This window comes from Antrihabitans cavernicola (genome assembly GCF_008297975.1).
Taxonomy (GTDB): Bacteria; Actinomycetota; Actinomycetes; order Mycobacteriales; family Mycobacteriaceae; genus Antrihabitans; species Antrihabitans cavernicola.
This window is the reverse complement of the sequence record NZ_VLNY01000001.1, coordinates 449,241-462,154: the sequence shown is the minus strand read 5'-3', so window position 1 is coordinate 462,154 and position 12,914 is coordinate 449,241. Positions and strand designations below refer to the sequence as shown.

Below are 12,914 nucleotides of genomic sequence, written 5' to 3'. Positions count from 1 at the left end.
GGCCGATGGTGACGTTGGGGGAGTTGATGGTCAAGCGTGCGGGGTCAGTAGATCCCGCCAAGCACCCCGACGAGTCGTTCGACCTCTACAGCATTCCGGCGTTCGATAGCGGTCTGCCCGACGTTGTCGTCGGTGCCGAGATCGGGTCTTCCAAACAGGTAGTACGGACGGGCGATGTCCTGTTGTCGCGGATCGTCCCTCATATCCGTCGGGCGTGGGTTGTCGGTTCCGAACGGGGGCGCCGGATTATTGCGTCCGGCGAATGGATGGTATTCCGGTCGGACCGTATTCACGCCGGATGGCTTCGTCACGTGCTTGTCGGCGACCTCTTTCACTCGCAGCTGATGCAAACTGTGGCAGGCGTCGGCGGTTCACTTATGAGGGCGCGGCCGGCGCATGTTGCGACGATTGAAGTACCGCTCCCTCCCCTCCCCGAACAGCGCCGTATCGCGGCGATCCTCGACCACGCCGACGCCCTCCGCACCAAGCGCCGCGAAGCCCTCGCCCGCCTCGATGAGCTGACCCAGTCGATCTTCATCGACATGTTCGGCACCGAACTGGCCAATGCTGGCGGACACGTGCCTTTGGGTGAGCAGCTTTCGTTCCTGACCAGCGGCTCACGGGGTTGGGCCAGGTATTACGCCGAATCAGGAGAGATCTTCCTTCGTATTCAGAACGTGGGAGACGACGAACTGCGGCTACGGGATGTTGCGTATGTAGATCCGCCTAGTACTGCGGAGGCGAAGAGGACAAAGGTGAGGGTTGGTGACGTCGTGCTAAGTATCACAGCTGATCTGGGGCGGACAGCGGTGATCTCAGAAGCGGCGGCGGGCGGATACATCAACCAGCACCTCGCGATTCTTCGAAGTGACCGCTTCGAACCGAGGTTTCTGTCACGCGTTATCGCAAGCCCAGCTGGGCAAAGGCAGATTTCGGCCAAAAGCAGAGGCGGGACGAAGGCGGGCCTGAATTTCGACGATGTTCGGAGTTTGCTAGTTCCCTGTCCCGATAGAACAAGACAGCGACACTTTGTTAAGCGCGTCGAGAATATTGAAGCCATTCGTGAGGAGGGGCTATCGGCCCTGACCGAACTCGACACCCTCTTTGCATCTCTTCAATCTCGCGCGTTCCGAGGTGAACTGTGACCGACTTTGTCCGTGTTTCTGGCATGCCGGTCTGGTCCGGATTCCTATCGCCGATTCTGAAAGTCCTTTCCGACGGCGGGACATGGCGCAAACGCGAATTGCACGAGGCTGTAGCAAACCACCTCGCCCTGACCGACGATCAACGCGCGGAGGTTCTGTCCTCTGGACAACACCGGGTTGACAATAGAATCGGTTGGGCGCTCAGCGGATTGAATCGAGCGGAGTTGGTCTCCAAGCCCGAGCGGGCCACGTTCACGATTACCGATGCAGGTCGCGCTCACCTGGCCGCCCATCCAGAGGGTTTGGATGAGAAGGTTTTGAAGAACATTGCCGCGTATCGCGCCTATGTTCCTCAAAACAGAACCGACGCGATTGAACAGGAATCCAACTCGTCTGGAGAGCCCGACATCGGCGCGGACCCACTCGAACAGATCGAAAGCGGTGTTGCGCGCCTACATGCGGAGGTGGCCGCAGAACTCCTGAAGCGGCTGCGCGGGCAGCACCCAGACTTCCTCGAACAATCCGTGCTTGATGTGCTTGTCGCGATGGGTTACGGAGGCGCGGAACAACGTGCGAAACGGATCGGTGGCTCGGGGGACGGTGGCGTTGACGGCGTCATCGACCAGGATGCGCTTGGACTCGATCGCATCTACGTGCAGGCTAAACGATACGGCGCTGACAACACCGTCGGCCGGCCAGAGATCCAAGCGTTCGTCGGTGCCTTGCACGGCGTGGGGGCAGCGCGCGGTGTATTCATCACCACGAGCCAATTCACCGCGGGCGCAATCGATTACGCAAGCACTATTGGTACCCGTGTCATCCTCATCGACGGACAACGGCTTGCTTCGTTGATGATCAAATATGAGGTTGCCGTCCAATCGCGGCAAACCTTCAGGGTTGTCGAGGTCGACGAAGACTACTTCGAGTGACCGAGGCTTTCTGGCAGTCGCCGGTGCGTCTCGCGATCGTATCTGGCGTCGTCCACCATTTCGTACTAGTCGACGGCGGATTTTACGAATTTGTCGCACGGGTGGGACAGGTAATTAGACAGGACAAATTCGCCAACGGATGCCCAGCGAACGCCGATCGGCCCGAGGCAGTCCGACCGATCGGCTTCGTTATCGGGTTTCGTCGGTGGCGCTCAGTTCAGCCTCAAGCGGGGCCGCTACAGGCTGCTCCGTGTCGAGGGCGTCGAGCCCCGTCACCCGTCGATACCGCCGGCGGATGCGGCCGAAGCGCTCAGCACGGTCGTTGGCTGTCGGGCCCCCGGAATTTAACTTCTCGAGAAGAATTGCGCGCTCGACCAGGGATGAGCGCAGACTCTGCCTCGCCGTTCTTCCTGGAAGAATCGAGCCTTTCCACAGAAGCCCAGCTGCGATCAACGCGAGCGGCCCGAACGTGGCGATCGCCACGGTTGCCGCTAGCCCGATGCTGGCCCCGACACTGCGGTCCGGCCAATTCGCTGTGGCGAACACAACTACCCCCATCGACGAATACCAGATCACCCCGGTCAGTACCTGCACAAGCAGCAAAGAATGCTTTCGTCGCATGAAACTCCACGCAGCGCCATAAGCGACGTACAGCCCAACCGCCGTGGACATGCACGTCAACAGAAATGCGAGCACGCAGAACCAAACTCGCGCCGGCAACGAGTCGTGCTCGACGCCGAATACACCTATCCACGCGATCAACGGCGCGGCTGACGTGGCCGCCACGAACACTCCATCGAGCCACCTCCGCTTCCGTTTTCTCCCATCACGCCCGTCGTCAAGTCGCGCAGCGGCGGCTCGAAGTACCGTGGCCTCGCGCTCACGCCTCTTCGTCGCGACTGCCTCTTCGATGTCCTTATCCAGGTCCAGCGCGAAACTGGCGTCCGTCGCGAGCAAAGCGATTACGACAGCCCCGATCGCCAGCGGTAGACGCCCGGCGAAGTCCATGACCCGCGGTGCGTCTTGAAACAGCACCGCAGCGCCCACCAGCAACGATGCGCTCGACACAGCAAGACCTGCCTCGGAGAGGAGTTGGCTGCGCGCATGTATGAAGCTCGCAGGCCCATTCGTCGTACGAGATGTCCACACCGCTACGTTCAGCGCCACCACCAGGCTCGCCAAAACGGCGAGGATTGCCGCGCCGTCGCTCCGCCCGATCGTCAATGGGACAAGCATTACCGGGGCGGACTCGTGCGCCTTCGACCACGACAACATTCCGGATGAAACTGCCAGAATCGCGTAGGTCAGCAGCCCGGCAACGACGCTCCAGACGAATCGCCGCCGCAAATCGTCGTACTCGTCCAACACTTCGCGCCCGATGTCACGTACACCTTCGGGCCGGTCTTTTGTAGCCATTGGCTTCTCCATTCAGTAGCTGATCAAGCGGATTGCCACGTCGGATTGCGCAGCCGAACACAGTCGCACAGGCCTACGACAATTCAGCTCCGACGAACGGCTGTCGGTGCTCGCACGTAATGTCTCCCGGCTCTGCACATTGCGGGCACCGCTCTGTGTCAAGATCACCGTGGGCGGGCACTACCGGGAGGGAAGCGGTCATGAACGGAAACTTCGAATTCTTGCGAGCCGAATGGCCGCAGCTGCACGCGGAAGCAAAACGGGCGGAACAGGATGCCCTGTTCGACCCGCGCACCACGTGCTTCTATGCGCGTCGGACCACCGAGCTCGCCGTGAAGTGGATCTACCGGATCAAATCGCTGGAGACCCCGTACAGCAACGATCTGGCTGCGCGCCTGCACCAGGCGGCGTTCATGAAAGTCGTCGACCGCCGTGTCCAGGTGAAGATGGACTTGATCCGCAAGATGGGAAACAAGGCGGTTCATGAGGGAAAGCCGGTTCCGCAGGACGATGCCCGGAAAGCCCTGACAGAGCTCTTTCACGTCCTGTCGTGGTTCGCCCGTGAATTCGCGAGCCAGCCGTCGAGCAAACCCAGCCCGGACCAACAGTTCGACGCGAGCCTGTTGCCCAAGCCCGGCGGCGGGCAGGCCGTGGCCAAGTCGCTCGAGCAGGTCAAGAGGCTCGGCGACGAGCTCGCCGACAAGGATGCGCGGCTGGGACAGGCTGAGAGCCAGATCGCCGATCTCCTCGCACAGTTGGCGGCGCGTGACGCGACGTTGACAGCCCGAGAGGCTGAGCAGTCGTCGACCGACGAACTCGTCGCACGGTTGCAGAAGGAAGTTGCGGTCGCGCAAGCCACGGCGAACGCCATCCCTGACACGCACGATTATCAGGAAGCGCAGACGCGCACCGACATCATCGATCTCTTGCTGCACGAAGCCGGCTGGCCGCTCACGGACAAGCGTGACCGCGAATTCCCGGTTGCCGGAATGCCCAACGGGAAATCCGGCTTCGTCGACTACGTGCTGTGGGGTGCTGACGGCTTACCCCTGGCGGTCGTGGAGGCCAAACGAACCTCACGCGACGCCAAAGTTGGCCAGCATCAAGCGAAACTATATGCCGACTGCCTGGAGACGATGACGGGCCAGCGCCCGATCATCTACTACACCAACGGGTTGGAACACTACATCTGGGACGACACGCGGTACGTTCCACGAAGAATCGAAGGGTTCCACACCCGCGACGAACTCGACCTGATGATTCAACGACGCACCACCCGTCGCGCGTTGGCAGACATCGAGATCCGGAAATCGATCGTCGACCGGCCCTACCAAGAACGTGCGATCCGTCGCGTCGCTGAGCGATTCGACAACGATCATGCGCGAGAAGCGTTGCTGGTCATGGCAACCGGAGCCGGGAAGACACGCACCGTCATCGCGCTGACCGACGTCCTGATGCGTGCGAACTGGGCCAAACGGGTGCTGTTCCTGGCGGACCGTCGTGCACTCGTCCGTCAGGCGATCAACGCGTTCAAGACCGAGCTGCCGGATTCGTCGCCTGTCAACCTGCTGACCGAGCGCAACACCGACGGGCGGGTGTACGCCGCCACGTACCCGACGATGCTCGGATTGATCAACGAGGTCGAAAATGGTCGACGGCGTTTCGGTCCAGGTTATTTCGATCTCGTCGTGATCGACGAAGCCCACCGCTCCGTCTACCAGAAATACCGCCACATCTTCGAGTACTTCGATTCGCTGCTGCTGGGGCTCACCGCAACACCGAAAGACGAGGTCGACAGGAACACCTTTCAGCTGTTCCATATCGAAGACGGCGTACCGACCGACAACTACGGGCTGGACGAGGCGATCGCCGACAAGTGGCTCGTCCCGCCGCGAGCTGTCAAGGTGCCCTTGACGTTTCCGTCACGCGGTATTCGCTACGACGATTTGACGGAAGACGAGAAGCAGCGGTGGGATGCGGCCGAGTGGGACGAGGACGGCGAGATCCCCGACGGCGTCGATCCTGAAGCTGTCAACAAGTGGCTGTTCAACAAGGACACGGTGGACAAGGCGCTTTCCACGTTGATGGATCGTGGGCACAAAGTCGCCGGCGGCGATCTGATCGGTAAGACCATCGTGTTCGCGAAGAATCAACGGCACGCGGACTTCATCGCCGACCGGTTCAACGCCAACTACCCCGAGTTCAAAGGTCGCCTCGCCAGCGTCATCACTGCCGCAGTGGAGCACAACGAGCATTTGATCGACGAGTTCTCCAACCCCGACAGGGCGCCACACATTGCTATCTCGGTGGACATGCTCGATACCGGCATCGACGTCCCCGAGGTCGTAAATCTTGTTTTCTTCAAACCGATTCGGTCGAAAACCAAGTTCTGGCAGATGGTGGGGCGCGGTACCCGGCTCCGCCCGGACCTGTACGGGCCGGGGCAGGACAAGACCGATTTCTTCATCTTCGATCTGTGCGACAACTTCGAGTTCTTCGCCGCCAACCCGAATGTCAGCGACGGGTCGGTAACGCCGTCGCTGACCCAGCGGTTGTTCACCACCCGCACCGAGTTGGTGGCCGAGCTCGACCACAAGGGTATGGACATCGCACTGCGCGACGACACCATCGAGATCCTCTACGACTACGTCGACGGAATGCGTTGGGAGAACACCTTCGTTCGGTCTCGTCGTCGGGAAGTCGAGAAGTACAAGGTCAGATCCGCCTGGCAGCCGATGACGCGAGAGAAGGCGACCGAGATCGTCGAAACGCTCGCGCCGCTGCCGAGCACGGTCGGCGATTCCGACGAGATGGCAAAGCGGTTCGACCTCGTCTTGCTGCGAAGCCAGCTCGCAGTACTGAACGATTCCGAAAGTCTGGCCAGATACCGATCCAAGATTCGAGAGATCGCCGACGGGCTTCTGGAACAGTTGACGATTCCCAAGGTGCGAGAGAAAGAGAATTTGCTACGCGAGGTCGCGAGCGAAGAGTGGTGGCAGGACGTGACGTTACCGATGTTGGAGCAGGCTCGACGCGAATTGCGTTCGATCGCAGGGCTTCTGGAACGACGCAGGCGTGCGGTGATCTACACGGATTTCGAGGACACGCTGGGCGAGGTCGAAGAGGTCGACATGCCGTTGATCCAGACCGGCACGGACGTCGAACGGTTCACCTCGAAGGTCCGGGACTACCTGCGTCGCCAACCGGACAACCTCGCTCTGCAAAAGGTGAAAACCGGAAAGCCCCTGGCGCCAGGAGATTTGGAATCGCTAGAAGCGTTGCTGGCCGAGAGTGGCGCGGGCAAGCCAGAAGACCTGCAGAAGGCCGTCGAGAATGCGCGCGGCCTAGCGAGATTCATTCGATCGTTGGTGGGACTGGATCGACATGCCGCCAACGAGGCCTTCGCAGAATTTCTCGACGGCAAGACGGCGTCCGCCAACCAGATCGACTTCGTGGAGATGATCATCGGGCACCTGACCCGCCACGGTGAGATGGATCCGAGTCTGCTGTTCGAACCACCGTTCACCGACAACGCCCCAGCAGGGCCGACCGGTCTGTTCGACGACACACAGGTGCGGCAACTTGTCGACGTCATCGAACGAATCAACAACACCGTCGAGCCGGCGAGCGCTTAGCTGCCAGTCAGGAGGGGTCGGGGGCCTCTTCTACTGGTCGACCTTGTCGCCCACGACCTGCGGCCGCGCGATCGCCCAGCCACCGAAGGCCAGGGCGATCGCCAGCATGACCAGGCCGACCCACAGGTTGGCGCTGGTTCCGACACTCATGTCGACGACGTTGTTGGACGGCGACGAGTGCGTCTTGTTGCCGAAGATCGACGGGAACAGGCCGGCAAGGGTCAGCAGGATTCCGTAGATTCCCAGCAGTGCGCCGATGACGGACCTGATGTCGAACAGTCTCGCTGCGAGCCCCGGAGTCTTTTGGGGAGTTGTCATGACAGTTCCTTAGCTCAGTGGAACACGATGTTCAGGATGATGACGAGACCTAATGCGAAGCCCGCCAACGGAACCGGGCGCCGATACCACGGGTTGGTGGCATCTTCCGGATCGGTGAACAGCTCGCGCGGCGTTTCGGAATAGACGAACCCGACGAGTTCCTTCGCCGGCTTGGGTTGCGTCACCATGCTGACGCCGACGCTGACCGCGATATCGATGACGAAGGCCGCCGATGCCGCGACGAACGGCATGCCCTGACCTGGTAGGTCGATCACACCTACCTTCGACAGCACGAATACCAGTACAGCAGAGGCGGTTCCGGAAACCAGGCCGATCCAGCCTGCCGCCGGGGTCATGCGCTTCCAGAACATGCCGAGAATGAACGTCGCGAACAGGGGAGCGTTGAAGAACCCGAACAACGTCTGCAGATAGTCCATCAAGTTCGAGTAGCCCGACGCAATGAGTGCTGTGAAAATCGCCAGCAACGTCGCGACCACGGTAGCGATTCGGCCGACGCGAATGTAATAGCCGTCCTCGCGATCCTTGACGATGTACTGCTCCCACAGGTCGTAGGTGAAGACCGTGTTGAACGCGGAGATGTTGGCTGCCATGCCCGCCATGAACGCCGCCATCAGGCCGGCGACGGCGACGCCGAGCAAGCCGTTCGGCAAGATGTCGCGCATCATCAACAGCATCGCGTCGTTGTAGGTGATGTCGCCGCTGCCGGTCTTCTTGAGGTTGATCATGTCGCCGATGGCCGCGGCGGCGATCATGCCGGGAACCACAACGACAAAGGGCACCAACATCTTCGGGATCGCACCGATGATCGGGGCGCGTCGCGCAGCCGACATCGAACTCGACGCCATCGCTCGTTGAACTTCGACGAAGTTGGTGGTCCAGTAGCCGAACGACAGCACGAAGCCGAGTCCGAACACGATGCCGATCACCGACAGGACGGGAGATTCGAAGCCGCTGAGTGCTTGGCCTGGCCAGGACGTGAGTTGCTCGCCCGTCGACGCCGTCACGGACCCGTCGGTGACGGTCGGGACCACCTTGTCTTTGAGGCCGGACCAGCCGCCGACTTTCACCAGTCCGATGATCGTCAACGGAACGAGTGCGGCGAGGATGACGAAGAACTGCAGAACCTCGTTGTAGATGGCCGCGGACAATCCGCCGAGCACGGTGTAGGTCAGCACGATAGCGGCCGCAACGATCAGCGACACCCAAAGCGACCAGCCCAGTAGGACTTTGACGACGGTCGCAAGCAGGAACAGGTTGACGCCAGCGATCAGGATCTGCGCCACGGCGAAGCTGATCGCGTTGACAAGGTGCGCTTTGGTGTCGAAGCGTTTGCGCATGAATTCCGGAACGCTACGAACCGTCGAGCCGTAGTAGAACGGCATCATCACGATGCCCAGGAACAGCATTGCCGGGATCGCGCCGATCCAGTAGTAGTGCATGGTGGCGAGTCCGAGCTGCGCCCCGTTCGCGGACATACCCATGATCTCGACGGCGCCCAGGTTCGCGGAGACGAAGGCGATGCCGGTGACCCATGCGGGTAGTCGGCGCCCGGAGAGGAAGAAGTCGAGGCTGGTCGACAGCTGTCGACGCGCCACGTATCCGATCCCGAGAACGAACACGAAATACACAGCGATGATTACGTAGTCCAGCGCGTTCGTGTTGAACGAGAGCACGCCTTCGGCCGCAAGGTTCGACGTCACGCGCCAACCTCCCTGTTGAGTGATTCAGCTCACTAGTCAGAGCAATGTGAACATAAAGTAACAGACTCGAACAGATACGTACATAGATTCACATGTTTTCAGACGTGAATGTTTGATAATGTGCGATCCATGCTTCCTGCTGAACGCCACGCCAAGATCGTGGATGCCCTACGCAGCGACGGTGCGGTCAAGGTGGTCGAGCTGGCCGAACTGCTCGGAGTCTCCGAGATGACCATCAGGCGGGACCTCGATGTCCTCGACGAGCAAGAGGTGCTCCGCAAGGTGCACGGCGGCGCGATCGAACGCGGAAAGCGCGGCGTCGAACCGCCGTCGACAGCCAAGGCGGCCCGCCAGCGTGCAGAGAAAGTCGCCATCGGGCGCGCGGCGTTGGCAGCGGTTGACGACGGCATGACGATTGCCATCAGTGCAGGCACCACCACCCTCGAACTCGCTCGGCTGCTTCGAGGACGAGGGGCGATCACCGTTGTCACGAACTCGATTTCGATCTTTCAGGAACTGACCGGGCACGCATCAGAGCCCAACCCCACCGTCTACCTCACCGGTGGTTCGCGGACCCCGTCGGACGCGCTGGTCGGTCCGGTAGCGAACGCCGCACTGGATGGGTTTCGCGTCGACTCGGTGTTTCTCGGTGTCCACGGTTTCGACATCGAGTCGGGGCTGACGACGCCGAATATCGCTGAGGCAGAAACCAATCGCCGCCTGATCGCGACCGGCCGACGGCTGTTCGTGCTCGCCGACAACACGAAATATCGCGAGGTGGGCACCAACGTCTTCGCTCCGATATCGGCAATCGACACGCTTGTCGTCGACGACGGACTCGACGTCTCGGATCGTGACGATCTAGCTGGGCACGTGAAGAACATCCTGGTAGCAGACACGGAGAAGTTATGACGGACACCCCGACTCCGGTTCGCAGCGAGCTCGCTGACGGGCGAGAGATCTTGTTCTTTCCGTTGCCGGGCAACGTATCTCGCCCCGTGCAGGATGTGCGGCCGTTGGGACCGCGTCCGCAGTCTGCTCAGTCCGAGATTCGGTACGACGTGCAGACCGGGGACTGGGTCGCGATCGCCGCGCACCGGCAGGATCGGACGTACAAGCCACCCGCCGATCAATGCCCACTCTGCCCGTCACCGCAAGGGGATTCGAGTGAAGTGCCCGCAGCCGACTACGACGTCGTGGTGTTCGAGAACAGGTTTCCGAGCCTGTCGCACGCCGGTGCCGATGCGACCACATTACCTGCCGGCGTGCTGTCGGCCCCCGGGGTCGGACGATGCGAGGTCATCTGCTTCTCCAGCGACCACACCACTTCCTTTGCGGAACTGAGTCATCAGCAAGCGCGACTCGTCGTCGACGTGTGGCGGGAGCGTACCGAGGCGCTGCTCGGGATGTCCGGCGTGGAGCAGGTGTTCTGCTTCGAGAACCGAGGCGAAGAAATCGGGGTCACGCTCTCGCACCCGCACGGTCAGATCTACGGCTACCCGTATCTGACTCCGCGAACGACGTCGATGCTGCGACAGGCGCGCTCGTTCGCCGACGAGCACGACGGTGCAAATCTGTTCGCGGACTTGCTTGCTCGCGAGATCGATGCCGGGGTTCGGATAGTCGCGACCAACGAGCACTGCACGGCCTTCGTACCGTTCGCAGCGCGCTGGCCCGTCGAGGTGCACATCTATCCGAACCGGCAGGTGCACAATCTCATCGAACTGTCCGATGCCGAACTCGACAGCCTCACCGCCATCTATCTCGACGTGCTCGAGCGCTTCGATCGGATGTATCCAACTGCACTGCCCTATATTTCGGCTCTTCACCAGTATCGGCCGGACCGCGGGCAAGAGTTGGGCTACTTTCACATCGAGCTGATGTCGGTGCGGCGATCGGCAACCAAGCTGAAGTTCCTTGCAGGCTCGGAGTCGGGTATGGACGCATTCGTCACCGACGTCACGCCCGAGAAGATGGCTGCGCGGTTGAAGGTGCTGGGGTCATGAATACTGTTGTGGCGCAAGCGCCAGGCCGCATCAATCTGATCGGCGAACACACTGACTACAACCAGGGCTACGCGATGCCGATCGCACTGGAAGAGCGCACGACGGTGCGATTCGAACCTGACGGATCGGACACAGTCAGGCTGACGAGTGAGCAGGACGGTGTCGACGCTGCGTTCGCATTGCCCGTGCGGCCAGGCGAGGTCGATGGCTGGGCCGCCTACCCCGCCGGCGTGCTCTGGGCGCTGGCTGCTGCCGGGCACCGAGTGGTCGGTGGAACGATCCGGGTGACCAGCGACGTGCCGATCGGAGCCGGCCTGTCATCGTCTGCGGCGTTGGAATGCGCTGTGCTGCTTGCGATGAACGCGGCTGCCGGGACTGAATTGGAGCTACTGGAAGTCGCTCGGATTGCGCAGCGCGGCGAGAACGACTTCGTCGGTGCGCCGACGGGTTTGATGGATCAGTTGGCGTCGCTGCACGGAGCCGTCGACCGAGCATTGCTGATCGACTTCGACGATCTCTCGGTGCAGCCTGTCGTTTTCGACCTCGAACTGAACGGCTTGCGCTTGTTGGTGATCAACTCCAATGCGGCGCATCATCATTCGTCCGGAGAGTACGCGTCGCGTAGGGAGTCGTGCGCGCGGGTGGCGCTCGCTTTGGGAGTCGAATCGCTGCGGCAAGTTCAAGGAGTCGACGGTGTGTTGGACCGCATCGATGACGAGGTGGATCGTCGCCGCGCGCGGCACATCCTGGGTGAGAATCAGAGAGTTCTGGACTGTGCAGAGGCTCTCGGTGCGTCGGACTTCAGACGAGTGGGCGAATTGATGAACCAATCGCATGCGTCGATGCGCGACGACTTCGAAATCACCACTCCGCACATCGATCTCATCGCCGACTCGGCGGTTCGGCATGGGGCGCTCGGGGCGCGCATGACCGGCGGCGGATTCGGTGGCTGCGTCATTGCGCTGGTGCCGGAGGGCGAGTTGGGTCGGATCGGCGAGGCGATCGAGGCGGACATCGCGGAAGGCGGATTTCCTGCCCCGACGCTATTTGTAGCGCGAGCGGGTCAGGGTGCGTCGATCGTTTCCGTCGGAGCTACTTTCGTCGGCGATGGGGGGGATCCTCGAATACTCCGGTAAAGCGCAAGTCTTCTTCTTCCTCGTGATGACTTGCGCTTGTTGGCCTGCGCGGAGTCTGTATCGCCCTTTGGATTGTCTCGATGGCGTCCGCGATCCGCGGATCGGACCTGAATTCGGTGACAGTCTCGTGAATTGCTGTCAACGCGTAGTCGTGAGCCTCTCCGATCAGGGCCAGCAGAATACTTGCCAACTGGTCACCACTCGTTTGCATTGCCTGATCGTCGATGGTGATCGAAACAACGCGCCCATTGCCGTTGACTTCGACTGTGACTGCACCCGTCGCAGTTTGGGCCTTCCCTCGCTGGTGGACGATCGAGGAATTGAGCCGACCGACCATAGCGCTGATCGGGTCGATGTCATCGTGAACCGGCATGGATCCTTCCATCGCTAGATTGTTTGCAATAGTCGATCTCTACAGCACAATCGCCGACAATGATCGTTCAGTGGGCGAAGGTCTAGGCCCATCTACGTCCTGACGTTGAGACCGGTAAGTTGGTCGTCGTTAATAATCGTGCTGTCTGGGGGGACTGCAATGCCTGAGGATCTGAAAATCGATCCAGGACGTGTGCGCGGTCTCGTTGCCGGCTTGAAACAGGCCGGGACAGCGA

10 protein-coding genes are annotated in these 12,914 nt (G+C 61.1%); 6 read left to right on the top strand and 4 right to left on the bottom strand.

Annotated features, from left to right (window positions below):
- Window positions 1–8 precede the first annotated feature (8 nt).
- Both FOY51_RS02265 and FOY51_RS02260 read left to right on the top strand, forming a co-directional pair.
- On the top strand, window positions 9–1,145 hold the full coding sequence (locus FOY51_RS02265) for a restriction endonuclease subunit S domain-containing protein (protein WP_187776138.1): 1,137 nt from the start codon (window positions 9–11) through the stop codon (window positions 1,143–1,145).
- 23 nt (window positions 1,146–1,168) lie between these two features.
- Window positions 1,169–2,074: a restriction endonuclease gene (locus FOY51_RS02260; protein WP_149428849.1), complete on the top strand. Its 906-nt coding sequence runs from the start codon at window positions 1,169–1,171 to the stop codon at window positions 2,072–2,074.
- A gap of 189 nt (window positions 2,075–2,263) precedes the next feature.
- Here the strand turns inward: FOY51_RS02260 and FOY51_RS02255 are convergent, their stop codons facing one another.
- Window positions 2,264–3,490: a hypothetical protein gene (locus FOY51_RS02255; protein ID WP_149428553.1), complete on the bottom strand. Its 1,227-nt coding sequence runs from the start codon at window positions 3,488–3,490 to the stop codon at window positions 2,264–2,266.
- 200 nt (window positions 3,491–3,690) lie between these two features.
- Between FOY51_RS02255 and FOY51_RS02250 the strand changes: the two genes are divergently transcribed.
- Window positions 3,691–7,125 carry a DEAD/DEAH box helicase family protein gene (locus FOY51_RS02250; protein WP_149428552.1) on the top strand — a complete coding sequence of 1,145 codons (3,435 nt, stop codon included), beginning with the start codon at window positions 3,691–3,693 and terminating at the stop codon, window positions 7,123–7,125.
- A 30-nt stretch (window positions 7,126–7,155) separates the two neighbouring features.
- On the opposite strand, the gene FOY51_RS02245 is transcribed toward FOY51_RS02250, so the two are convergent.
- Both FOY51_RS02245 and FOY51_RS02240 read right to left on the bottom strand, forming a co-directional pair.
- On the bottom strand, window positions 7,156–7,443 hold the full coding sequence (locus FOY51_RS02245; RefSeq protein WP_149428551.1) for a hypothetical protein: 288 nt from the start codon (window positions 7,441–7,443) through the stop codon (window positions 7,156–7,158).
- Between the two features lie 14 nt (window positions 7,444–7,457).
- Complete coding sequence (locus FOY51_RS02240) at window positions 7,458–9,164, bottom strand: sodium:solute symporter family protein (RefSeq protein ID WP_371830393.1); 1,707 nt, start codon at window positions 9,162–9,164, stop codon at window positions 7,458–7,460.
- Between the two features lie 129 nt (window positions 9,165–9,293).
- Between FOY51_RS02240 and FOY51_RS02235 the strand changes: the two genes are divergently transcribed.
- The 3 genes from FOY51_RS02235 to FOY51_RS02225 are packed head-to-tail and all read left to right on the top strand — an operon-like array spanning window position 9,294 to window position 12,306.
- Window positions 9,294–10,076 (top strand): DeoR/GlpR family DNA-binding transcription regulator, encoded by a 783-nt coding sequence (locus FOY51_RS02235; protein ID WP_149428550.1) that lies wholly within the window; start codon window positions 9,294–9,296, stop codon window positions 10,074–10,076.
- Entirely contained in the window at window positions 10,073–11,170 is a 1,098-nt protein-coding gene (gene galT / locus FOY51_RS02230) for a galactose-1-phosphate uridylyltransferase (protein WP_149428549.1), read from the top strand. The genes FOY51_RS02235 and galT overlap by 4 nt, the downstream gene beginning before the upstream one ends.
- Window positions 11,167–12,306: a galactokinase gene (locus tag FOY51_RS02225; protein ID WP_149428548.1), complete on the top strand. Its 1,140-nt coding sequence runs from the start codon at window positions 11,167–11,169 to the stop codon at window positions 12,304–12,306. The genes galT and FOY51_RS02225 overlap by 4 nt, the downstream gene beginning before the upstream one ends.
- Here FOY51_RS02225 and FOY51_RS02220 read toward each other — a convergent pair.
- Window positions 12,263–12,679 (bottom strand): YbaB/EbfC family nucleoid-associated protein, encoded by a 417-nt coding sequence (locus FOY51_RS02220; RefSeq protein WP_187776137.1) that lies wholly within the window; start codon window positions 12,677–12,679, stop codon window positions 12,263–12,265. The genes FOY51_RS02225 and FOY51_RS02220 overlap by 44 nt on opposite strands.
- Window positions 12,680–12,914 lie beyond the last annotated feature (235 nt).

Excerpts from the sequence above, each read along its gene's own strand:
- FOY51_RS02260 (WP_149428849.1), top strand. The coding sequence starts at position 1,169 with ATGCCGGTCTGGTCCGGATTCCTATCGCCGATTCTGAAAGTCCTTTCC.
- FOY51_RS02255 (WP_149428553.1), bottom strand. The coding sequence starts at position 3,490 with ATGGCTACAAAAGACCGGCCCGAAGGTGTACGTGACATCGGGCGCGAA.
- FOY51_RS02250 (WP_149428552.1), top strand. The coding sequence starts at position 3,691 with ATGAACGGAAACTTCGAATTCTTGCGAGCCGAATGGCCGCAGCTGCAC.
- FOY51_RS02245 (WP_149428551.1), bottom strand. The coding sequence starts at position 7,443 with ATGACAACTCCCCAAAAGACTCCGGGGCTCGCAGCGAGACTGTTCGAC.
- FOY51_RS02235 (WP_149428550.1), top strand. The coding sequence starts at position 9,294 with ATGCTTCCTGCTGAACGCCACGCCAAGATCGTGGATGCCCTACGCAGC.
- galT (WP_149428549.1), top strand. The coding sequence starts at position 10,073 with ATGACGGACACCCCGACTCCGGTTCGCAGCGAGCTCGCTGACGGGCGA.
- FOY51_RS02225 (WP_149428548.1), top strand. The coding sequence starts at position 11,167 with ATGAATACTGTTGTGGCGCAAGCGCCAGGCCGCATCAATCTGATCGGC.
- FOY51_RS02220 (WP_187776137.1), bottom strand. The coding sequence starts at position 12,679 with ATGCCGGTTCACGATGACATCGACCCGATCAGCGCTATGGTCGGTCGG.